Source organism: Bacillus sp. SA1-12, assembly GCF_000981385.1.
In the GTDB taxonomy this organism is placed as follows: Bacteria; Bacillota; Bacilli; order Bacillales; family Bacillaceae; genus Metabacillus.
Genome location: NZ_LATZ01000021.1, coordinates 13,317 through 36,213 on the forward strand (window position 1 = coordinate 13,317; position 22,897 = coordinate 36,213).

At 33.4% G+C, this 22,897-nt stretch carries 22 protein-coding genes, 1 pseudogene and 1 riboswitch; of the genes and pseudogenes, 6 read left to right on the plus strand and 17 right to left on the minus strand.

Annotated elements, in window-relative coordinates:
* Positions 1-359: 359 nt before the first annotated feature.
* The 5 genes from WQ54_RS13240 to WQ54_RS13265 all read right to left on the minus strand — a co-directional run bounded on the left by WQ54_RS13240 (position 360) and on the right by WQ54_RS13265 (position 6,356).
* Entirely contained in the window at positions 360-581 is a 222-nt protein-coding gene (locus tag WQ54_RS13240) for a PepSY domain-containing protein (RefSeq protein ID WP_046517303.1), read from the minus strand.
* 413 nt (positions 582-994) lie between these two features.
* Entirely contained in the window at positions 995-2,293 is a 1,299-nt protein-coding gene (locus WQ54_RS13245) for a cation:proton antiporter (RefSeq protein ID WP_046517304.1), read from the minus strand.
* Between the two features lie 548 nt (positions 2,294-2,841).
* Entirely contained in the window at positions 2,842-3,105 is a 264-nt protein-coding gene (locus tag WQ54_RS13250) for a hypothetical protein (RefSeq protein ID WP_046517306.1), read from the minus strand.
* A gap of 231 nt (positions 3,106-3,336) precedes the next feature.
* On the minus strand, positions 3,337-4,674 hold the full coding sequence (locus tag WQ54_RS13255; RefSeq protein WP_046517372.1) for a S8 family peptidase: 1,338 nt from the start codon (positions 4,672-4,674) through the stop codon (positions 3,337-3,339).
* Positions 4,675-6,098: 1,424 nt separating this feature from the next.
* Positions 6,099-6,356, minus strand: a complete 258-nt coding sequence (locus WQ54_RS13265) for a hypothetical protein (RefSeq protein ID WP_046517310.1) — start codon at positions 6,354-6,356, stop codon at positions 6,099-6,101.
* A 648-nt stretch (positions 6,357-7,004) separates the two neighbouring features.
* Here WQ54_RS13265 and WQ54_RS13270 point away from each other — a divergent pair.
* The 6 genes from WQ54_RS13270 to WQ54_RS13300 all read left to right on the plus strand — a co-directional run bounded on the left by WQ54_RS13270 (position 7,005) and on the right by WQ54_RS13300 (position 14,075).
* On the plus strand, positions 7,005-7,214 hold the full coding sequence (locus WQ54_RS13270) for a hypothetical protein (protein WP_046517312.1): 210 nt from the start codon (positions 7,005-7,007) through the stop codon (positions 7,212-7,214).
* Positions 7,215-7,738: 524 nt separating this feature from the next.
* Positions 7,739-8,362 (plus strand): histidine phosphatase family protein, encoded by a 624-nt coding sequence (locus tag WQ54_RS13275; protein WP_046517314.1) that lies wholly within the window; start codon positions 7,739-7,741, stop codon positions 8,360-8,362.
* Between the two features lie 1,482 nt (positions 8,363-9,844).
* Positions 9,845-10,468 carry a histidine phosphatase family protein gene (locus tag WQ54_RS13285; RefSeq protein WP_046517318.1) on the plus strand — a complete coding sequence of 208 codons (624 nt, stop codon included), beginning with the start codon at positions 9,845-9,847 and terminating at the stop codon, positions 10,466-10,468.
* Between the two features lie 333 nt (positions 10,469-10,801).
* Positions 10,802-12,385, plus strand: a complete 1,584-nt coding sequence (locus WQ54_RS13290) for a PhoX family phosphatase (protein WP_084822035.1) — start codon at positions 10,802-10,804, stop codon at positions 12,383-12,385.
* A gap of 478 nt (positions 12,386-12,863) precedes the next feature.
* Positions 12,864-13,070 carry a hypothetical protein gene (locus WQ54_RS13295; protein ID WP_046517319.1) on the plus strand — a complete coding sequence of 69 codons (207 nt, stop codon included), beginning with the start codon at positions 12,864-12,866 and terminating at the stop codon, positions 13,068-13,070.
* A 63-nt stretch (positions 13,071-13,133) separates the two neighbouring features.
* The gene (locus WQ54_RS13300; protein WP_046517321.1) at positions 13,134-14,075 is read left to right on the plus strand and encodes a Na/Pi symporter; all 942 of its coding nucleotides are present in this window, start codon (positions 13,134-13,136) and stop codon (positions 14,073-14,075) included.
* A 398-nt stretch (positions 14,076-14,473) separates the two neighbouring features.
* On the opposite strand, the gene WQ54_RS35280 is transcribed toward WQ54_RS13300, so the two are convergent.
* The 12 genes and pseudogenes from WQ54_RS35280 to WQ54_RS13345 all read right to left on the minus strand — a co-directional run bounded on the left by WQ54_RS35280 (position 14,474) and on the right by WQ54_RS13345 (position 22,810).
* A complete protein-coding gene (locus WQ54_RS35280) occupies positions 14,474-14,599 on the minus strand; it encodes a hypothetical protein (protein WP_269431571.1) in 126 nt (41 codons plus the stop codon).
* Positions 14,600-14,860: 261 nt separating this feature from the next.
* A pseudogene (locus tag WQ54_RS34715) lies at positions 14,861-15,234 on the minus strand (IS21 family transposase); the annotation flags it as partial.
* A 119-nt stretch (positions 15,235-15,353) separates the two neighbouring features.
* Positions 15,354-15,806 carry a hypothetical protein gene (locus WQ54_RS13310; RefSeq protein WP_046517327.1) on the minus strand — a complete coding sequence of 151 codons (453 nt, stop codon included), beginning with the start codon at positions 15,804-15,806 and terminating at the stop codon, positions 15,354-15,356.
* Between the two features lie 40 nt (positions 15,807-15,846).
* Positions 15,847-16,284, minus strand: a complete 438-nt coding sequence (locus WQ54_RS13315; protein WP_046517328.1) for a hypothetical protein — start codon at positions 16,282-16,284, stop codon at positions 15,847-15,849.
* Positions 16,285-16,461: 177 nt separating this feature from the next.
* The gene (locus WQ54_RS33585) at positions 16,462-16,611 is read right to left on the minus strand and encodes a hypothetical protein (protein ID WP_156177937.1); all 150 of its coding nucleotides are present in this window, start codon (positions 16,609-16,611) and stop codon (positions 16,462-16,464) included.
* 709 nt (positions 16,612-17,320) lie between these two features.
* Positions 17,321-18,094: a TerC family protein gene (locus tag WQ54_RS13320; protein WP_046517330.1), complete on the minus strand. Its 774-nt coding sequence runs from the start codon at positions 18,092-18,094 to the stop codon at positions 17,321-17,323.
* Positions 18,095-18,450: 356 nt separating this feature from the next.
* Positions 18,451-18,864 carry a hypothetical protein gene (locus WQ54_RS13325; protein WP_046517332.1) on the minus strand — a complete coding sequence of 138 codons (414 nt, stop codon included), beginning with the start codon at positions 18,862-18,864 and terminating at the stop codon, positions 18,451-18,453.
* Between the two features lie 858 nt (positions 18,865-19,722).
* Positions 19,723-19,893: a hypothetical protein gene (locus tag WQ54_RS33595; RefSeq protein WP_156177939.1), complete on the minus strand. Its 171-nt coding sequence runs from the start codon at positions 19,891-19,893 to the stop codon at positions 19,723-19,725.
* 13 nt (positions 19,894-19,906) lie between these two features.
* A complete protein-coding gene (gene crcB, locus WQ54_RS13330) occupies positions 19,907-20,275 on the minus strand; it encodes a fluoride efflux transporter CrcB (protein WP_046517333.1) in 369 nt (122 codons plus the stop codon).
* Complete coding sequence (gene crcB, locus WQ54_RS13335) at positions 20,272-20,649, minus strand: fluoride efflux transporter CrcB (RefSeq protein ID WP_046517335.1); 378 nt, start codon at positions 20,647-20,649, stop codon at positions 20,272-20,274. Before crcB (WQ54_RS13335) ends, crcB (WQ54_RS13330) begins: the two co-directional genes overlap by 4 nt.
* 57 nt (positions 20,650-20,706) lie before the next feature.
* Positions 20,707-20,766, minus strand: a riboswitch (Fluoride riboswitch).
* 669 nt (positions 20,767-21,435) lie between these two features.
* Positions 21,436-22,233, minus strand: coding sequence for a hypothetical protein (locus WQ54_RS13340; RefSeq protein ID WP_046517337.1), 798 nt, complete (start codon positions 22,231-22,233; stop codon positions 21,436-21,438).
* Positions 22,234-22,609: 376 nt separating this feature from the next.
* Positions 22,610-22,810, minus strand: coding sequence for a hypothetical protein (locus tag WQ54_RS13345; protein WP_156177941.1), 201 nt, complete (start codon positions 22,808-22,810; stop codon positions 22,610-22,612).
* Between the last annotated feature and the right edge of the window lie 87 nt (positions 22,811-22,897).

Consider the following 22,897-nt stretch of genomic DNA (forward strand, 5'->3'; position numbering starts at 1 on the left):
GAGCAAAGTTAGAAGAGTTAGTTATAGGAGATAAAGTTTTATATCAAGATGAAATTTATAGTATTATACATATTTATGAATTAGGTTATTTCGAAATTAGTAAAGATAAATTTAAGGATGAGTTGGTTCATTACTTAGTAATTAAAAAGGTAGATCAGTTAACATAATAGCAACTATCTGCAAAAAAGGGTATAGTAACTAAAAGGTACTAAACCCTTTTTTGTTTTGGTCACTTTTCATATATATCTAGAAAATCGGCTAATGCTAAATGCAATACATAGGATTTATTAATCTTTTCAGTTTTACAAACTCATCTAAAAAGTTACCGCAAAACGAGAAAACAAGAGAAACTATTGTTATTAATCATCCTGTTTCTTTTGCTTAACTCTTAAAATTTTACCTGATGTTGCATCAACCTCTACTTTGAACCTTTTACTATCTTCTGTTAAAATATAGAATTTATAAAACATAACACCATACTCTAACTCCATATCTACATCTTGAATATTCCCAGGTACTCGTTTAAGGGCGATACCTTGTGCATGTTTCTCTGAAATTATTTTTTTATACTTTTTATACACTTTAAAATATCCTCCTAACTAGATTCCATTTATTTATATATATGTAATGGATAAAGAATTGGTGTAACTTAATTCTTTTTTTAAACTACCTATCTTCAGAAATTATTTATAGTTTCTAACGTAAACAATGATAGGACTTTACTTGGAGAAGTGGGTACAATAGGCTCGTTTCTATGCTTTGATGTAAAAAAGATAAAGGGTGCATTCTATCAATATTTTCAGATTGATACTGTATATAACTTCCATTTAGTTTAACAAGAAAAAATGTAGTTTCCATAATCTTATTTTTATAGGATCCTGCAAATCTATTACACAGTTTTAAAAAGATAATGTTGCTTTCCTGTTTGTTAAATAAAAGGTGTCTTGATTAAGTACTGGATCAAGACACCTTTTATTTAATGTAACGTTTATTATTAATTATCTTTATTTTGATCTGGAACTAAATTCTCATCTCCTGGCATTAGTCTCCATTTCTTTTTTAGAACGTAACGGAACCAAACACCAGGTAAGAAAGAAGTCATTAATGCTAGCATAACGAGTACGGAAAAAAACTCCTGATTAATAATTCCTGTCGTATATGCTACTGAAGCGAGGACAATTCCTGGACCTCCACGGTCATTTACGGCTATAGCAAGGTTAAGACTAGTTAAGTGGTCCTGCTTGATCAGCCTCGATGTTAGATAAACGGATAGAGTTTGAATGAAACAAGCAAATAATAGAAAACCAAGGAAATAAAATGGATCAAAGTGATTAATCAGATCTAATTGTAGCCCGACTATTGCAAAATAAATTGGAATAAACCAAGAAAAACCAACTTTTGAAACAACATACTCAACTTTATCCACTTCGTCTGCTGGAATGGCGAATTTGATCATAATCCCAGCAAGAAGAGCTCCAAAAATACTCTCTACATGAAGGTACCCTGCAATTGATGCTAGCATAAACATAACAAATAAGAAATAACCTAGGTGTGATGCTCGAAAAAGGAAATTATTTTTAAAAAATGTGAAACGATTAAATAAAAAGTGTGCTATGAAAAGTACCCCACCTATAAACCCAATGTTTATTAAAATTGTTTTGAGTCCTAAACTCCATGTAATGATCCCTTCATGGCTGGCTAGAGCTGTTGCATATCCTAATGCTACCCATAGTAAAATATCGTGTATCCCAGCACATGCAAGTACAATTTTAGCGAATCTAGTACGCATGATTCCTAAATCGTTAAATATTTTTGATATGACTGGTATTGATGTAACCGCAATGGATATAGCGATAACAATTCTTATAGCAAGTGGATCGTTTGCACTTCCTAAGTAGGCAGTGACATTTAAAAGATCAGCAGCAAACCAACCGACTACAAATGCTGGGATAGTTGCCCCCACCACTAATGCAGAAGTAATTTTTGTATCCTCTTTATTAAATTTTGTCTGGAATTTTAACCCTGAACTAAACATGAGCATAAGCAAGCCAATTTGATAAAAAATTCCAAACAAATGACCTTCCCCATCGAAACCTAAAAACATCCATTGGAAAACATCAGGAAAGAAATAACCTAACAATGTTGGTCCGAGCACAAGCCCTGCCGATATCTCACCAATAACTCTAGGAATCATGATACGTTCTGCTAAAAAACCTAATAGGTGAGCTAACGCTAATAGGAAGCCCATAACAAATAGAAAATGAGCGACATCTACACTCTGTATACTAAACAAAAGTATCCTCTTCTCTATGATTTTTTATATATATTATGCAAATAGGTGGAAGTATGTAAAGGTATAAGTACAATTAGATAAAAAAGGCCATTTTTAAGTTTCATTATCATGTCAGGTTTCCAAGCCAGATTAGATAACACAGCTAATTAAATAAATAGTAATAAACTAGCCCAGTCTTTATCTTTTCTTGTTCGTATTAATAGTTATTTATTCTCTCAACACATAGGTATCTACACTTCTCGGCTAATAGCGAATAGTGGCCCCTTAATCTCGAATGTTTTCCATACCCCTAAAGGTACGCCTTCGATGATTAAAAGCTAATTTTCTTTGTGTGTTCTCTTGTTTCTAAACTTAGATATTCATTACTAAAATGATTAAGATTAACTATCAACACAAATACTTTAATAGAATTGCAAATATCGGCATAAAAAGAGGTTGGGTACCTTTTATTTAGATACCAACCCTCTTTTTTTATATTTTCCAATTGTTGCAAGTGTTCAAAAACGAATAAAACAATTTCTCTCCTGTGAAGTGGTATATACCACTTCTTATTCTTGTTCTTGATCTTGATCTTGGTCCTGATTAGAATCAGCTTTGGCATTAACTTTTGCTTTTGATTTACTATCTACTTCAATAAAAATATCCACTTTGGAATTACCACTATTAATGACTTTTGCATTATTAACGTTTTTATCTTTTAGTTCAATATCATTTTCGTTATCTAATTCATTACCTAAGCGATTATCGACATTTGTCTTGTTATCTGCCTCTGCCTTTGCATGTGCTGACTTATCATTTTTCCATGAACCCATTTGTTCCACCCCTTTATTTTCTTACTAGCAATATATTCAAAGGAGCAATTGATAGAGTGGACAAAATTCCATAGTCAAGGATACATTTCCCAATGTTTACGTAATTAAAAAGAACTGTAAACACGTTTTTTGATTTGCTATTTAATCAAGGTTTTTAATGCGACGTTAGTGGCATTGAAAAAAAGATCTTCTAATCGAAGATCTTTTTAAGGGTTTTTTAAGGTTAACTAACTATGGAATCGAATTTTCAGCGTTAATATAACCTGCACCATATATGTTCGGATTTCGCTCTTTCGATAAAACAGCACCATTTTTTAGTAATTCTTTTACTTCATTTGGTGTTGCATCTGGTTTAGTCTGTAAAACGAGGGCTGCGATTCCTGCACATATCGGTGTTGCCATTGAGGTACCTGATAAGACGAAGTAATCAGACCCAACACGGCTTGATTTTTGTACCTTATCTAAATAAGAATTGGGGGAACGTAATGAAATGATATTGACACCCGGGGCTAAAATATCAGGTTTTGATATTCCGTACAGCGTAGGTCCTCTGCTTGAGAAGCTTGCTACATGGTCATGTTCTCTTGTCTCGGTAGTGTTTAGGTCATCCAAAGCACCAACGGTAATAATTTGATTGCTAATACCTGGACTGGCGATCGTTTGCGCTTCTGGTCCCTCATTACCTGCTGCTACACAAACAACTATTCCACGGCTCCATGCTAACTCCACATACTGAACCATAGGGTCATCATCTTCCCTATCATGTGCTTCTGGAGAACTTCCTAATGACATGCTAATAATATCAATTTTAGAAGTGTTATTAGTATCTTCATTGTATTTAATGCACCAATCAATTCCTTTCATTACCGTCTCCAGTGATCCTGACCCCAGTTTATTTAGTACTTTAACGCCAATTACATTCGCTTCAGGTGCAGGGCCCATATACTTCTTCTCTAAAGAAGCAGCCCCATTACCTGCTGCAACTCCGGCACAATGAGTGCCATGCCCATTATCATCATATGGCTCTGTTTTTTGATTAATAAAATCTACAAAATCTATAATTCTTCCTTGAAGATCATTATGGGAATAAATTCCAGTATCAATAATTGCAATGGTTACTCCCTTCCCTGTTAATGTTGTTCCGTTTCTCTCAATATTTTTTGCATTGGCAGACGGAACTGCTACATCTAACAAAGCGTGAACTTCACGGTTTAAATAGACTTTTTTTATCCATGAACAACTTTCGAGCATTTCTTCTAATGCTGATGGTGTTATTTCTGCACTTACACATGATACTAGTGAAAACTCTTGTTTTATTCCGCTTTTCCAATGTCTGCTAGCAATGTCATTCAATTCATGAAGAGCTGTTTCAAAAGAGGTTTCACTTTTTTCGAACTCTACAATCAACTCTAGTCTTTTTGAATTTTTAACCCACCCTTCTAACATCACATGCAAAAAACTGGGTGTCCATTTAAATGGTTTATAAAGATTTAATAGTGTTTTACGTAAGGGTCGATCAAGCTTGTAAGCATGTGTCTGTACCATTTTGACCATTGAATAACCAAACATCATTCCACCTCACCTCTATCAACTTTTTTACAATCTATGAAATAGATAGCAAGGCGGTAACGGTGTTTGTCCTATCTGATGCAAAAAGATTATTAAACTTAGACATACTTAGAATTAATAAAAACAGGTACATACTCCATGCATTTTCAGTTAACATAATCCTAGTGTTATCGGTAATAGAAAAGGAACTTCAATCTGAACCCAATAAGTTAGACGCGAAATTTAAGCAACTTCCTGGGCATGAATTCAGCATTGAACCGGACTCATGCCATTTAACTTCTCCTTATTCTTTTGTTAATAGTGTATATATTTTTCTAATTCTTGTTTGAAATGATGTTCCATATTTAAAATCTTAAGGATAAAGTAAGTCACTCTCTTTAATAACCCACAGAAACTCTCCATGGCGCTGGCATTATCAGATGAAGCAATATCAGAAGGCATTGAAAGAACAAGGGGATTACATAAAGCATGTCTCGAAAAGGCAACTGTTTAGATAACGCATGATCTGAATGAAGGATAGGGGAATCTCCTTCTTTTAAAGTTTCAAAAGCCTTATCCAACATCTTAGTAATAACGGATAAATTGGACGTTATTCAACATTATATGCAATAATTTCTCCGTTATATAAATCGAGGAAAGGTGATAAAAATACTTTTCATCGTGTAAATGGAACTCTGTTACATCTATTACTATTACCCACTTTTCATTAGGCATGGTTGCTTGGAAATCACCCTCTAAATATTTGCGGCGATTTTTCCTACTTTACCTCGGTATAAGCGATACTTTATTATACGGGCTAGACATTCTAAATTCATTTCTCTCATTAAACGACGGAAAGTTTTATGATTTAGAAAATAGCTTCTATTATCAAGAGTTTGGCTCTTCTCCGTTTGTTATTGATTATGCAGGATTTTATACATCGTTGATTTATCAATGTTTTTGGCTACTCAAAAAGCCTGGCAGCTGCATAAAAAGTTGAGGTTTTATGCAGATTTTTTTAAAACAATAAATAAGTATTAATAGAATCTATTTTTCCTTATATTGTAAATTTATATACAAGGTCATTAATTATGCTTCTATTTACAAACAAATTCGCAAACCTCATCATGAAAATTTATGAACGTAAAGCTACTAATTCATTAATCCCACACTTTTTATACTAATTATTAAAAAACATCTCCAAGGCAGGAGATGTTTTCATAAGGATAAAACTGTAAAAGTTAACCTAATCTTAGGCAAACAAAAAAACTATATACAATTCTACAGAATGACTAAAACACACGATCTTTTAATTTAAGTGCCTTTTCCTACACATAGCAGTATGTCTTAAGGGTCCCTCTATTTCATCCTCTTATAGGTCTACTTGTTAATATACCGATTTAGATAAAAATATATAGTTTACTTTTTGTTACGTACTTCTCATCTTAAAATAACCATGACTTGGGAGGGTTCTCTTTACTATTCTTTTGTTCTTCCTCTGTTGTAAATTCAATCATGTCTATTCTTTCACCGATACATATAAAAGTACTACCGGAATCATTTGTGAAATATGCGAGGTCTCTAAATTTGTCATATTTTACAAATCTCTGAACTCGTGAAACATCTTCTCCATTAATCATTAATTCCTTTACAAGAGTGTTAGTAGGGGTTACTTGCAAAAGTTTACTAAGTGGTGAACTCAACTTAAACACATCCTTTACTATTGTTTCTATATTTTATTCCTATCCGGGGCTTTTGTATGTGCATTTGATGAAGTATTATAAAATGTGCATTTGTTTATCAAATGTTTTTGAAAGTAGTGTAAGGAAACCAGTATCTAATAAGTTAAGTTAAAATGACATTCCATCTTAATAGTTTTCTACACATTTTGGTCTTCTTTAATATCCGGCTCAAGCATATACATTCCTATCACATAAAGTAACTAATTAGGGGGGGGGAATAATATGCTATAAAAATTCTTATATTCACTTATCTTCAGTTTATTTATATATGGAATATATATTTTAAGATTTCTTACAAAACGTCAAATAAACAACACTATTAAAACTTTTGTAAAAGATCGAGTGAACGGTGGATTAAATCCCTCTCTTTCTTGTTAATAACCCCTTCTGTTTCACTTTCATTTTCATTCATTAACTTTTTAACTTGCTAATATCTATAGATCTTCCTGTTTTCACTTATGTAGCATAGTTCCCAAGCGCCTATTTCCCTTTTACTTTCCTCCTACTAGTTTTTTTAAAAATTTTACGCATGTTTTTATATTTTCTACTCCCTCTACCCAACCATATCGTTTCCACCAACATATATTATCTGAAAAGGAGGTTTTTAAATTGTCAAAATCACTTTGTAAACTATTAGAAAAAACACCTTCTGGAACACCTGTGAATCAAATACTGGTAAAGGGAGAAGATTGGACAGGGATGGATAAATTTATAAAATATGATAAAAAAACAGGCCTTGCTTACTTCATTAATAAATCCAATCATACGTTTGTAGCAGTCGCTGAAAGAATTGATATGATTGAGTTTACGCACGAGTGACATGTGTAAAAAAATTCATATCCTTGCTCAAACTAAACCGTTCCGTTTTGAGGTGCATTTCACATAATTGGCAATAGAAATGGCGTGTAAACTGACACCAGTTTGGCACGCCATTTTTCTTATTTATTCCGTTAAAGTGTTACTTTTTACAGATAAGCTCAAGATCTAATAGATAAAAAATAGAACTATTATTTTCCCCTGATTTTTTGAAAGCTAGCTTCTATTCTTAGGGACTTTTTATTTAATCTATTTTCCAAGATGAAAAACTAGATTGAGAAATATTATAGAAGTCGTTGCTATTTGTACTACTGACCAACTTCATATAAAACAGGCTTTTGCACTTACTAGAATTGCAGATATTACATAGTATGAAAGTATATTTTAACCTGTCCAAGTAGTATATGGATAATTCCTGTACACATCCAGGGATATTCGGTTTTACAAATCTCATTTGAAAAAAGCATTTCAAAGGAGAATTTGCATATGTCACGATCAGGTTAAATTTAAAGTAAGGAGGAAAGTTTATGTTAACGATTTATTTAGTTCGTCATGGAGAAACACAATGGAATACAGAGAAACGTCTACAAGGATGGAAAGACTCGCCACTTACTGATAAAGGAATAAAAAATGCTCAATTGTTAGGGAAAAGATTATCAAAGATTGAATTTAACGCTTTTTATTCTAGCCCAATTAAACGTGCTTTACAAACAGCGGAATATATTCGTTTAGGAAGAGACATCCCCATTTTAACAGATGAAAACCTAAAAGAAATTAATTTTGGAGAATGGGAGGGTAAGACAAGAAAAGAGCTCAAGGAAAAATATGAAAAAGAATTCTCTAATCTTTGGAACTCACCTCACAAATTTGACCATAAATCAATTAAAGGGGAAGGGTTAACCGATTTTAGAGAACGAATCGAGAAAGCCTTAAAGAGAATCATTACTGAAAATCCTAACGGAAATATTTTAGTTTTAACACATGCCATTGCAATACAAGCAATTTTGTCCAATATTCTAAAGTACCCTACCGAAAAGATATGGGATCATCCATTCATTCATAATGTCGGTTTAACTGTCATTAGTTGGGACGGAAATAGATTTCAAATTGAAATGCTAAATGATACAACACATTTAAAAGATAATAATTAAGTGTAACAATAGTAAAAGGGTACGAGGAAACCATTTGTAACCAGTTAGTTTCCCCCAATCTATTGCGGTTACTTCTATATCAGTTATATCCAAAATATTTAATAATTTAAGAATTATACGTACTAGATTTACTAAAATTGTACTTGCATGTGCAGGTATACACGATATTATACTATGGATGTCTTTATGATATGCATCAACTATAGCAGCCAAGAAGGTATTATTACATTTAACCTAGGGCTTAAAACGCTTTTAATAAACCTTAGCTTTATAGATGGAATTCTTGCATACTTTTTATTTAATCCCTCACCATTAAATAAGCTGATATTTTTCTGAAATTTGTGTTTTCTTGAAGAAAACTCACTAATTGGTTTTTTAAACTTACGATATCCTTTATGATTCCTTGTTTCAGTGCTTTTTGCACTGTTCTCACGTATAACTGTAATAAAGTAAACATAACTTAATTAAGAAATTCCATTCTCCGCTCCATTAATTCATTTCTGTCTGGCTTTAATATTTTTATAGAGCATGATTATTTTTAGGGTTAGCAAACGGAAAAGAACCAGAAAAGAAAACCCTAGCTTATTTACTCTTTTTCCTAAAATGGTGAAAGTGCGCTTACAGCTCATCTATTAGAATTAATGAAAGAGCTTGTCCCAAATAAGGCAACCAAAATATATACCAGGTAAGTCAGAAAAGGTGGTCATTCCAGATGACAAGGACTCTATTTCTATTACACCACTTTCAATCTTAAAAATGATTGATTCTTCTTGAAAAGAAATTGAAATCAAACCATTTTGGAAAAATATCCTTAAAGGTATTATTAAAAGCCCCATACTTTTCTAAGTCATTTGTTAAAACTTATAAATTCCTTATTTATATGAGGTAGTTGGCATTTATAAGCCGGTATAAATATCCCCTCTTTGGAAGCGTTACTACTTCTGAGATATGAACGTCCACTGCAGGAAATGGGTCTGTATAGACCTATTGATAAATACTAACCTTTTGATTCACAAGTAAGGTTATACTTCCTTTTTTATCTGTTGAATTTGTAACGTCTTCCATTCCTTTCAATTCAGAGTTTAATAGTTTATTTAAGATGTGCAGAAGTGTTGTTTTGCCTGAACCATTATACCAACAATCAAAGTCATTCTTGGATGAAAGTGTAATTTGATAGATTGAAATTGATTCCACTTTTGAATTGATAATGCTTTCACAATCATTTTCTCACCTAGTGATAATAGTTTTTGTTCAAGTTAATTTATGTAAATGAGACAAGAATGTATAGATATACACAAATGAATCAGAAAATTTGTATTAAATTATATTACAGTGGTTAAAGTCATTTGGATGAATTACCAATTTCATATAAAAAAGGCTTATACACTTACTGAAATTCATGTCAATACATAATATAAAGTATCTAATGTCACTACAATGTTTTATCCAATGACTTAGAAAAAATTGAAATGGGGTGAATTTATGTTAACGATTTATTTAGTACGTCATGGGGAAACGCAATCGAATAGGGAGAATCGTTTACAAGGGTGGAAGGACTCTCCTCTTACTGATAAAGGAATTAAAAAAGCCCAATTGTTAGGGAAAAGATTATCGAAAATTGAATTTAATGCGGTTTATCAAAGTCCAATCGAACGTGTAGTTAAAACGGCAGAATATATTCTTTCAAGAAGAAACATTCCCACTATAACAGAAGAAAACCTAAAAGAAATTGGTTTTGGCGAATGGGAGGGGATGACAAAAGAAGAAGTTAGGGAAAAATATAAAAAAGAGAATGATAATTATTGGAACGCCCCTCATCAATATGACCATCGACCACATAAAGCGGAAGGATTAGCTGATTTTAGAAATAGAGTAGAGGATGCTTTAAAGAGAATTCTAGCAGAAAACGATAGCGGAAATATTTTAATTGTTACACATGGTATTACAATAAAAGCCATTTTGGCCTATATCATGGATCTCCCTACCGAAAAATTTTGGGATACGCCATACATTTTTAATACTAGTCTTACTGTCTTTCATTGGGATGGAGAAAGATTTCAGTTTGAAATGGTAGATGATACATCTCATTTTGAAAAAGACTGTTAATTGAATCAATTTCATAATGTAGTTTTTTAAATATTGTTAGACTAATTAAGCAGCAGTTTTCCCCCCTACTTGGTTGTCAAGAATCATTGGTTCCCTTATGTTTTGATGAACTAGTATAGGAAACCATAAACTAAGGACAAAAGTCATCGATCGATGGCTTATTTGTCATGCTCTTTTGATTGGAATTAGTGTTAGCACAAGATATTTCAGACATATTCTCCTCTGTTATTACTATCTAAAGATTCTAAATATCATTTAATATACAAATTTCTTAGAACGTGCGCATATACATGAAATGCGTAAGTCTAATTCCTAAAAAGAGGTGAATTCCTTTTGACTAATTGGTATTATCCTTTTCATTTGCAAAATTCCGGTGAGCAATATCAACAGTATTTTCCCTACGTATCCCAATCTCAAGGATTAATGAGTAATAACACAACTCCATTCTCTCAATTTCAGGCAATCCGGCCATCTGGTCAAGATCAGCTTATTCTTCCAAGAGGATATAAATACGATATTATTGCGACTTGGGGAGACGATATAGGCAATGGGGAAAGATTTGGGTTCAACAATGACTTTACCTGTTATTTTCCAATTGACTCATATGAAGGTTTATTGTGGGTGAATCATGAATATGTCCATAACATGAGTCTTTTCGTCAGCGGTTTTAACCATTATTCCAACGGTGTCAGAACAGCTGAGCAAATCGATATTGAAAAATATAACCTTGGTGGTTCGGTCATCCATATTCGCAAAGAAAACGGGGCTAATTGGCGCATGATTAAGGGCTCTAACTATAACAGAAGAATCACCGCCAACACCCCAATTGATTTGACAGGGCCTGCAAAAGGGGACTCTGCAGTCGGGGGCGTGACAGAAGTGGTTGGAACGTTTGCCAACTGTTCAGGTGGAAAAACACTTTGGAATACAGTTTTTTCCTGTGAAGAAAATTTTCATGACATGGTCGGGGATTGGGCTGGAAATCCTGATGTACCTGAATTAGATCCTACCCATTACGGCTGGGTCGTAGAGGTTGATCCATTTGATCAGACATCTAAGCCGAAAAAACATACAATGCTCGGAAGAATTGCCCATGAAAATGCCATGATGACACTAGGCAGAAGCGGCCGCATTGTCGTGTATACTGGGGATGATGCTAAGGATGAATGTGTCTATAAATTTGTGAGTGATGATGTTTATCGTCCAGAACTTGGAAAAAGGAATAGCTCCCTGCTTGAAAAAGGAACACTTTATGTGGCCGATATGGGGGCTAATAAGTGGATACCACTTGATCTAAATAAAACCCCTAAACTAAGAGAAAAATTTAAAACGCAAGGTGAAGTACTAGTCAACACTCGAGACGCTGCAAAGTTCGTAGGCGGGACACCCCTAGACAGGCCAGAAGATGTAGAGATTCATCCGTTTGATGGTTCAGTATATATAGGATTTACAAATAATAAAAATCATGGAAATTATTTCGGACAGATTTACCGACTTGTTGAAGAAGACAATAACCACGAAAGTACATCTTTTGTATATGAAATTTTCGCATCAGGAGGGCCTCAGAGCGGTTTTTCCTGCCCGGACAACTTGATGTTTGACCAGTTGGGAAATTTATGGGTCTGCACCGATATCAGTTCCGAATTACTTAATAAAGGAGCGTACAAACCGTTTGGAAACAACGGATTGTTTATGATTCCAACAGAAGGACCTAATAGAGGAAGAGCGATACAATTTGCCTCTGCACCCGTGGAGGCCGAACTTACTGGAACATGGCTCTCACCTGATGGAGAAACCTTATTTATGTCCGTGCAGCACCCCGGAGAAGAGACTAAAGATATCTCCAACCCTACCAGCAGTTGGCCTTTTGGTGATATTCCAAGGTCATGTGTTGTTGCCATCTCAAAACTATATTAATAAAATCTTTTATTTCCCAAAAATAGATGTTAGCGTCTGCTAGCATCTATTTTTATAGGTCATGCAGTTTTTATGACCAGAATAACTGGATGTATCTCATTTCGCATAATCACTTATGATGCCATTCATTACACTCGCCTAAATAACTCATATTCATAATGTTTTCCTATTAAGGGCATCCTAATATCCCATTCAAGTTAGTTTTAAACTCAAAAAAAGCTGTCGAGGCCTTCTTGAGCTTGTCAACATCTTACTTATTTTCCTACTCTTTGATAGAGAGATTTTTTCCAATAATCGACAGATTGAACTAGACCATTTGAATTCCTCCTTTACTTCGTATTACTTATCTGTATTTTATTCAGCCTCTTTTTATCCCCATTTAATCATCCATTTTTCACACATTTTTTCTATTCAATCATCATTTATCCAAGCATTCCAGAATGGCAAACATATATTAATAGAAAAAGGAGGTGAGAACATGCTCCAATTAATGTCTTCTATTTTTCTCGTTGGCCTATTCATTCTTGAGGTTGCCCTTTTAAGAATGCTTATTGCCCACCATACTAGCACAACTCTTAGCAAAATCGTAAAAGAACTTAGTTTTGTTCCTGAAAAAAACAATCTGCGAGCACACAAAGACCTAAACTTTGTTATGAAAAGTGTACCTACTCGTATCAAAGACTAGTAGTTTTATAGAAATCAACTAGGTCATGGGTAAAAGTAGACTAGATAGAAAGGAGGTTAGAAAATGCTTGAATTAGTTCTACTTCTACTTTTTGTAGGTACATTCATTTATGGTATGTTCTTATTTAGCAAAGGGTTATTTAATTTCTCTGGAGAATCCCTTAATAGTTGGCTCTTCAAATTAACAGGTTCACCTTGGAAAGGCCTGCTAGTCGGTACCATCGTCACAGCCGTTCTAAATAGCAGTTCTGCAGTAATGGTCATTACGATTGGACTGATTTCGGCTAGAATACTGACATTTCCACAAGCCTTTGGAATTATTCTCGGAGCGAATATTGGGACAACTATCGATGCGGAAATTATTACGCTGGACATTAATTCTCTCATCATTCCCATGGCAATTGTCGGCGCCATCCTTGCATTGGTAAAAGGAAAGGTACTTCATAGCACTGGGATTATCTTACTTGGTTTGGCTGCAGTTTTTGGAGCTATGTGGGGATTCGAATATTTAGCAGATCCATTGGTAGAATTGCCATTTATCAACAACATACTTGAAGCTATCGGTAACAATGCTTTCTATGCTGTTTTAGCTGGAATCGTGATTGCAGGAACGATTCAATCAAGCAGTGCAACCGTTGGGCTTGCAATGGGATTCCTTTCAGCAGGCATTATGGAATTAGAAACAGCAGTGGGGATCATGCTAGGGGCAAATATTGGTACTTGTGTAGATGTACTGTTTGCAGGTTATGTCTCACGTACAAGGGAAGCATTACAAACTGCCTGGGCACATGTTTGGATTAATGTATTAGGGGTTGCAGCCTTTTTCCCTTTAATTGGATTGCTTACTTCGCTTGGAGAAAAATTAGCATCAAGCCCAGATGCTCAACTCGCACATGTTAGTGTAATCTTTAATGTAATGGTTTCACTTATTTTCTTGCCATTTGCAAAACCATTTGGAAAATTAATTGAAAAAATATACGGCGGTAAAAATAGCACTTCGTTATAAATGAGCATTGAAAAAGCAGAATCGGCTACACTTAACGGGACAATAAAATTAAGGTTAAGTAGACTTACCACCAAAGTATTTTAAATTCTTTAAAATGTTTAGGACGTTGCATTACGTCAGCTTCTTTGCTATTTAGATTATAAAATATCTAATTAGAGCTTTCCAATTTCAATTTGGGGCTATAGAGTTTTAATGTTTAACAAACATTTTCCCCACAGCACCACTTGGACTCTAATCTTCTATGGAGTACTTGAAGGTATTGATCTATTCGGTTGGTTTATATAAATGTCAATGATAATATGTACATTTTTGATCATTTTTAGAATAGACAATTTTGTTCCCCCAACCTTTTTAAGGGACGGGGGAATATTAGGAAATAAAATGGTATAATCCTTAGTTTATCTTCTAACTTTTCTTTTTCCTTTCTTAAATGATATTTCACTTTTTAATTCAGCTACTTCTTCTAACAATCTTGCAATTTTTGATTGATCATCTATTCCTTCTTCATATGCTGTGCTGTCCATCTACAACACTCATAAAATTCGTAAAGATCATCCTCACAAACTTGATGATCGTAATCCTTTGTGGTGGAAGTAGCGTTAAACCACTCTTCAACCAACTTCTCATCACTATTTACTCTGTATGAACGAAAGAACTTTATCGCTTCTGTTAAAGCCAATACATACATATTTATCTATTTCCTTGTTTTTTGTTTTCTTTATCAAATTGGTACTTTAGACGATACTTTGAGCCTTTGAGATAGATAGGTTAAATGTTTGAAATCATGAATGGCCAAGTAAAAGTACACAAACATTTACATACAATATCTCTCCATCTTTGTGACACTCCTTCCTTCCAATCCAATTGAGCATGTTATGCTGGAGGTGTTTCGAATCGAATTACTTCAGTGTTTGAGCTCTTGCGTTTCCCCAAATCAAAATAACGTTGAAATTCAGCTTTACTTGATATGTACTTTCTAAAATTGAATTGACTGCCTTTTAATCCTTGATTATCTTTTAAATATTGCCATAAGACTCGTTTGCAATAAAAAATTTGCTTAGATTCTTCCGAAAGCAATAACGATAATAACTTCATAATAATCATCTATTTTTGATGTCCGTTTTCGAATACTTTTAGGTTCAAAGCCCTTGAGATACTCAAAGCTAAATTGCAATAGGCAACAAGAAAGAAAAGAGAAAGATGAGTGACATTAATGGCATATTCCAGGTATAAAAACAAGAGCTACTGCCTTTTTAAGTCGCAGCTCTTGTTTTATTGCTAATCCTTTATTATCAATAATCTTTTCACAATACCAAGCAGTTGTCGAAATCTTATCTGATTTTCTAAAGGCTCTATACTTATGATAAAGTGAAATGTGGCGTCTATGCGTGCTCTGGGATCAGTGACTCTTCGAAATACATTCATAGTTAGAGGATTTGAACAGAGGATATTAGAAATTTCAAGTTCTTGCCTGGTAGTTTCACTAAAAATGGGGTCAATTTCTTCCACTTGCATTATTATTTTAAGATTTACTTCATTTTCGAAAAATACATTCAAAAGATTTTGTTTCACTTCAAAAGTATAAGGATAAGGTCCTTTATGAGGGACATTTCTTCTCACTTTAAGAATTCTATCAAATGAACTCAATGTAAAGAGATATTCATCTCTTCCTATTTCGTTATTTCCGTTCACTTTAATTTCTTGCAGATCAACTTTAACAATAAATGGCAAAAATGATGCACCTCCCTTTAAGGATATTACCTAAAAATATCTACTCTGTAGGATTATTAATAAATGGTTCAATTTTTACTTGAAAAGTTAATTTTCCAAAGATACCTTTTAATAAGTAATTAAAATTATAGTTAGTAACATCAAAAGATAGTGTCATCAAAAGAGAGTTTTGACCAGGTAAATCGACGATAATGGCGGCTTGATTTATATCATCGAAGATAGGTTCATCTACATTTATACTGGCGGAAATGTCAATTTTCAAATTCTCATCTTCAACAATTTGTGTAAATATATTTTTATTAAAAAAAATAGTGTCAAAACCAGTTTTACTAGTTTGAAAATGACCTGAATGATGGTGGTGAGTGATGAAATTATTTACTTTTACCGTAATGGTACATTCGTCTTTTCCAGTCCCTTTTTCTAATAAACCATCTTCGAAAGACATATCAAGCAGATCTACTCTAACAAGATAAGACAAATTCATTCACCTCCATAAAATCTAGTATTCTTGCATATTATTATATTCAAAAACAATTTAATTGCCTGTCCGAAGTCCCACAAATCAAAAAAATTGTTTTTAAGTTTTCATCTAAAGGCCATTCAGACACCTGATTTTGCATTAACCTCTACTTTTTTCATCTTCTGCTATCTTCAGTTAAAATAGTGAACTTATAAAACATAAAGGCTTTCCCCCTACATTAACAGGAGACATATTACCACCAAGCTCATAATACAGTTCTTTTGAAATAGCTTCTATTTCTACAGCACAGCGCACAATCAAATCAGCAATATGCATAGTATTCATAACTTTATTCCCCTTATCAACTTTCTATTCAATATTTGCATATGTTCTTATTCAGAAAATTTGGGCTAAACAAACATCTCTTAAATTACTGATTTATCGTGGTAAAAGCTGCTTGTTTTCTTTGCAATCTGCTCTCTCAACCTCGAAAAATTAGAAAACATCTAACCCGCTCTATCACAGGTTACTTTTCTCCATATTATTAATTAAAGCGCCCTTTTCTTGAATAAGCTTGTTCATAATAGAGACGAAGTGCACATTAATTAAAGTAAACCCAGCTCTCCTTTACATACAAAATATCCAACAATATTCCCCATAATTGGTGTATGTTTCAATTAAGGAGTGATGAAATGGAACTTCTAATAGGATTATTACAGTTCCTCGGTGATATTACCTTGCTGTAGCTACGGAAACTTTGAGTCATTTTCATGAAAAAGTGGAACATAAACAATTATTAAATAGGGGCTACTGTTGAGTGACCTCTTTTTTATGTGTACATTGTGTCAAATATAAAATTAGACGCAAGTCATTATTAGAGAATTGCGCCCTTTAATTAAAGTGAAGCTTTTCATAAGATGTCTAATATTTCTCATACAAATTATTTCCGATATAATTCTAATTCAAAAAAATGCAGACTGTATTCGCACATGTCAGGGGTATAATTTGCTAAATTCATTAATTATACACACCTTCCTCTTTTATTTATGACTTTTTAGGATTTTCTTCCCTCGACTGCCTTATTGCTCGGTGAAAACCAACCGATTAGTGCAATAGCAACTAGTACTCCATAGAAGATCAATGTCCATGTGGTACTATGAGGAAAATCATGATCTAAGATACCAATATCCTCGTGGGCAAGAGTAATGACAACAAGTTTGACACCGACCCAGGCCACAATGGCATATGCTGTTGTTTCCAATGCGGGTCGTTTTTCAAGAAGATGCACAAACCAGGTTGCTGCATACTTAATCAAAATTAGACCAGCAATACCTCCAAGAAGAATAACAAGAAACTGTCCACCATCCATGCCGCCGAAGTTATCGAGCGGTGAATCCGGAAGACCAAGTGCTAAAGCAACCGCTGCTAGGATCGAATCAATTGCAAAAGCGAGATCAGCTAAAGCAATCTTCCCTACTGTGGGCCAGAAACCTTTCCCCGCGGCTTTCTTTTCATCGTACTTATGAATATTCTCATTTTCTTTCCCGAACCGTGCCTGAATGACATGCTTTAAGCCTAAATAAAGTAGATAAGCTGCTCCTATCGCCTGTACCTGCCAGACGTTTGCGATAAAAGAAATGGCAAAAAGTGCACCAAATCGGAAAACGAAAGCCAAAAAGATCCCGTAATTAATCGCTTTTCTTTTCTGATCATCGGGTAAATGCTTGGCTATAACAGCTAGTACAAGGGCATTGTCAGCTGATAACAATCCTTCTAATCCGATTAGAATTAACAATGCACCAGCATACTCTATCCAGAGGGCCTCCATCCACCTCTCTCCTTCCTAAAACTTAAAATATAATTAAAGGGTCCGCTAATATTAAAATGGTTTAAATAGCAAGGTAATCCTAGAGATAACGGCTCCAATGATTTAACAGTGATCATTTTATTCCTTTGATCTTAAACAATAGCGCCCAATAATGGAATAACTAAAATATGATCTCAATCTTAAAATCAATTAATTCTTTCACTAAAGCTACCCGGTAGTGAAGTAACTATTGTTTTTCAATATAATCCACGATCTCTTCCAAGTTAGAAGTTTTTTTCTTCATATGCGGACATCCTAGAAGAGAATGTATAATAGGTAATACTTTCTGTTTATTACTATTCGGCATAAAAAAGCACTTATGATGTAATTTCCTTCCTGTCATAAGAAAAGATTAATTCATTTGTTAAAGAAGTATTAACAATAAGCAACTGATCGACTTCGTTGAATGATGTACCAATTTTTATTTTTATTTCAAGAACACAGGGACCAATAAAATCATAATAACTGTTATGACTAGCAGGAATCATCCATGTTGCACCATCAGGATTTAATTGATGATGACCTAACCTAGCTCTCCCTTTTTTAATATGAAAAGTATAAAGGTAAAAACCAGGTGAAGTATGCAATAAAATTGAATCTGTTCCTTTTTTTAATTGTCCCGTTAAATGATAGTCTTTATTTTCTTTTGCTATTATCAATTTGTTTTTTATTAGAAAGATAAATATAAGTGCAAAGAAAAGAATGAATAATACACCATAAAAAATATTCACTGACCACACTTCTTTCTCTTTTTTCTTGAAACCTTGGGTAACCTAAAAAGCTTGGCAATGCTACCTGCGACAATAGCAACAATAATGACACCAAGCAGAGCAGGAAGAAAGCCCGCCAGCATAGGCCCCTTGTGCCAAATAAGAGTGTACCAATCCAATCCCCAATGAAACCAACTACTACCATAGCCCCGGCCATATTAAATGGAAATAACTTATCCGCAACAGTACCAATACCATTGCAATAAGAACAGAAAGAAGAATAGTAATAATACTCATTCTATAAACTCCTTTTTTCCAGTTTATGTAATTCATTTACCAGGGGTTCGAAATGCTAAAAAAAATCCGCTAATAATATACAAATACTACACTTATGCGACTAGTGTTATTTCTAATGATAGCAACCACCCAGAAGATCTTAGTCAGTATTTGTTCTACAACAGTATTAAACTCTTGCAATTTTTTCACCTGTGAAACTTAGTTCTACCTTTTTCTTAATATTAAGCACCTTTATTGTCATCTATTTTGAATCGGTTTGTAATTATTTAGTTTTTTTAGAGGATTCCTCCATTATTGCAGCAAGGTTCTAAATATAAGACTCCGTTAATTTTAAAGGAATATATCCTATACGCTCCCGAATGAGATTTTCCAAAACAAAGCATTTACGTGTGTAAAATTCATATTCTTTAAAGGTATATTGTTGTTCACCCTCCTCAAACTGATTCTCTCCTTGCTTTAATACCTGGATGAATGTATGAAGTTGTTTTAAATAAAGGATCGTTCAGATCGTGTTAATTTCAAAAACATAACAATTCTACAATGCTAAAACGTATTAATTCTGGAATAGATTTTTGAAGAATATTAAGTTACAAAAAAGTTCTTAATTTTTATCCCGACTGCTGCCACTTCTTCTATTCCTAATTTCGAAATGAATAAGGTATTAACAAACCCATCCATACTTTGAAGTAAACTTTCAATAATGGCTGGAATAGTTAATAGTAAAATAGCTTGCGGATATAAATTTAGTTTCATATCTTCACCTGTCCTAAGAGATATACTGTCCCATCCCAATCCCTAAAAAAGCTAGTAGAATACCACCACAGTAACTAATTAGATTATATATATAAAATTCTTTTTTCCTTTTGCTTAAATGAAGTCGTATCCCTTCTAGTTTAAGCGTTGAAAACGTCGTAAATGTTCCCATAAAACCCGTGCCAAGCAATAGTAAGGCATATTCGCTTATTCCGATTCCTACAATCAACCCTAGAAGGAATGAACCCAATAAGTTAATGAAAAGGGTGGAAATTGGAATCTGAAAAGAAAACCTTTTATTGATGAATTGACTCATTGAAAAACGAGCGATGGCTCCAAAGAAACCTCCAACCCCAACTAACAATAAATGAAATAATGTCATCCGATTTCTTCCTCTTTTCTTACACTAAATCCTAAACGACTCATAACTAATCCCCCAAACATACTAATCAAAATATAGATAATTCCTAAAAATAGATTGCCACTTTGAAATAAATGGACTGTTTCCACACTTAGCGTTGAAAATGTTGTAAATGAACCCACAAATCCCGTTCCAATGACAGTTTTAATATGAGCAGGCATTGAAAACTTATTCAACAGCCCTGTTGTAAACCAAGTCAAAAGAAAACTTCCGATCAAGTTAGTTACCAAAGTAGAAAACGGAAACATCAGACTTTCATCGAATAATGCTAAACCGATCAAATACCTTAAAATAGCTCCCAATAATCCAGCTAATCCAACAAGTAAATAAACCATACATATATCAATCCTCCGACATTATTTCTAAAAATAAAAAGACTCCTGCCAGTAATTTTACTGGCAGGAGTCATTAGCCAACGGCGGTTAAAGGTGAACTCCATCACCTATGTTAACTTGTTTTTTATATTTTAAATCCAATTTCTTCTAAAAAGGAAGATTTCCTTATTTAAAAAGTTCTATATTACATCCTAATCTTATTTAAATCCTGCCCTTTAACGGAGTAAAGAACAAGAAAATGGACTGCTTAAACAGCACATTATGTTCAATTCTTGCACCCTTTAATGGAATACACAGGTTGTTCTCAATCCTAAAATCCCTTAATTCTTCTACAACTAAAGATACATAGCCCCCCCCCTATAACGTAAAATGATTCAAGTCAATAACAGGTGTAATTTCTTACATGACCGTTAAACTGACCGTTTCACTAAACGAGATAAGAGGTGGATGTAGCGGAATTTTACTTCTAAATTTTAGCGTCCCAGGAGAGATTCGAATTCCCAACCAAATTTAACTACCGCTATACTGAAGTTTGTCAACGAATAAATTTATAAAACTGAAAAGCAAATCGAACCCGCGTCAAAAATTTAACAGCACCTTCCTCTAAAAAGAAACGACACTAAGACCATTACTCTAGTGTCTGATTATTGAGTATTTATCCTTTTATTGTGGATGGATTTTCACCTGTTTATGATGCAATTAATTATCTTTTGATAATGGGATTAACCTGATCTTTGAAATAATGAATAACAAATAGGCTTTAGAAGAATGATAAGCGGATTTTTATTATATGTTAAGTTTCGTAATAAAAAATAATTCATTTTGAAACTTTTCTAAAAGTTCGTTGAAAGTGGAATTAATTAAAAGTGGAAAAAGGCTTTCTATTGCTTCGTGATAATCCTGACCTGAAAATTCTCGTAGGACAATAAATTTTTGAAAGAGCAGTGCTTTTTCAAAATCAATACCTAACTCATATAAGCCTTTGTGTAAGTCTTCTTTAGGAACTCGTTTAATTTTATTATAAATTTTTTTATTTTTTTCAATAAACTTCATCTCAAAAAAATGAGTAACATAATCTGAATACACTTTTTGACCAATTTCATTTGCTTCTTTTTTTGAATAATTAAAACCAATAACACGGCCCTCCTTATTTTCACGGATAATAAATGTTTTATTTCCTTGTAAATGTGTAATAAAATTTTTTACGCTTTTATCAAAAATTTTATTAAATTCAATAATTTGATATAGTTTGACCGCAAAATCTGTATGTTCTTCACCGACAACAAATAGTCTGTCTACAATTGGTAATAGTTTTAAAGCCTCTTCGGAAAGTTGACTAGATGCATCGTAAATAATAATATCGTATTCTTTCTTCATCCTTTTAACATTCCTTTTTTGTTCTGTTAAGGATAATTTTGAGAATTCGTGAATAAGTTCATTTGATGTCTCTTCTTTTTCCAAAGTCCCATAAGAAATGAATGCCACAGATAAAGTCGTGTTCATTTTAAGCCAGTAATAAATCGATAAAGACAATTCAGTTACACCTGATTTTGCCTTTGGCGAATAAAAACCAACCAAATACATTTTAACTCACTTCACTTTTATTTTATTAATATTCAAAAAGGAAATTTATGTTTGGGACAAACCCCTACTTTTCTTGCTTTCTTAAAGCATTTTACATTTGTTTGGGGACCTTATCCAATCAGCCGCATTACTAATAAAATGTATGAAGAAAGGATTCTGGAATTAAACGAATAATACAGCCTAAATTATATGGATTGTATTTATACTTGGGGAAGGATATTGACAAACTATTAGCAGTTCTATTTAAGTGTACCCCTTCGTAATTCTTTGTTTATACCATAATAACAGGATGGAACCTATATGATTCCATCCTGTTCATCCTTCTTGATTTAAACTTTAATGGCTCTCTAAAGGCTAAAAATAATTTTACTCATTTTCAGATTTCATCCATCCTGAGCTCCTTCGATTGACAGCCTAGAAACTTCTTAAAATATTTCTTGTCAATTGGTCGTTCATCATAAGTCGAAAAAACAATAATTCCATCTTCATACATTAATTTGTCCATAAGCTCTTTATTCATTTTTCGAATAGCTCTGTATTGTTTATTTTCTGATTGAAGGTGGGCTGCTTTTACCATTTCTTCAATCTCCTCGATTTTTTTCAAATAAGTGTCTATAAAAACGGCTTTTTCCTTCATGTAATCTCTAATACAGTTGGCTACTGT

Coding starts and splice junctions, on each gene's coding strand:
- WQ54_RS13250 (WP_046517306.1), bottom strand. CDS start 3,105: ATGGGTTCATGGAAAAATGATAAGTCAGCACATGCAAAGGCAGAGGCA.
- WQ54_RS13255 (WP_046517372.1), bottom strand. CDS start 4,674: ATGTTTGGTTATTCAATGGTCAAAATGGTACAGACACATGCTTACAAG.
- WQ54_RS13275 (WP_046517314.1), top strand. CDS start 7,739: ATGTTAACGATTTATTTAGTTCGTCATGGAGAAACACAATGGAATACA.
- WQ54_RS13285 (WP_046517318.1), top strand. CDS start 9,845: ATGTTAACGATTTATTTAGTACGTCATGGGGAAACGCAATCGAATAGG.
- WQ54_RS13295 (WP_046517319.1), top strand. CDS start 12,864: ATGCTCCAATTAATGTCTTCTATTTTTCTCGTTGGCCTATTCATTCTT.
- WQ54_RS13300 (WP_046517321.1), top strand. CDS start 13,134: ATGCTTGAATTAGTTCTACTTCTACTTTTTGTAGGTACATTCATTTAT.
- WQ54_RS35280 (WP_269431571.1), bottom strand. CDS start 14,599: ATGGACAGCACAGCATATGAAGAAGGAATAGATGATCAATCAAAAATT.
- WQ54_RS33585 (WP_156177937.1), bottom strand. CDS start 16,611: ATGAATACTATGCATATTGCTGATTTGATTGTGCGCTGTGCTGTAGAA.
- WQ54_RS13320 (WP_046517330.1), bottom strand. CDS start 18,094: ATGGAGGCCCTCTGGATAGAGTATGCTGGTGCATTGTTAATTCTAATC.
- WQ54_RS33595 (WP_156177939.1), bottom strand. CDS start 19,893: ATGAAACTAAATTTATATCCGCAAGCTATTTTACTATTAACTATTCCA.
- crcB (WP_046517333.1), bottom strand. CDS start 20,275: ATGACATTATTTCATTTATTGTTAGTTGGGGTTGGAGGTTTCTTTGGA.
- crcB (WP_046517335.1), bottom strand. CDS start 20,649: ATGGTTTATTTACTTGTTGGATTAGCTGGATTATTGGGAGCTATTTTA.
- WQ54_RS13340 (WP_046517337.1), bottom strand. CDS start 22,233: ATGTATTTGGTTGGTTTTTATTCGCCAAAGGCAAAATCAGGTGTAACT.
- WQ54_RS13345 (WP_156177941.1), bottom strand. CDS start 22,810: ATGGTAAAAGCAGCCCACCTTCAATCAGAAAATAAACAATACAGAGCT.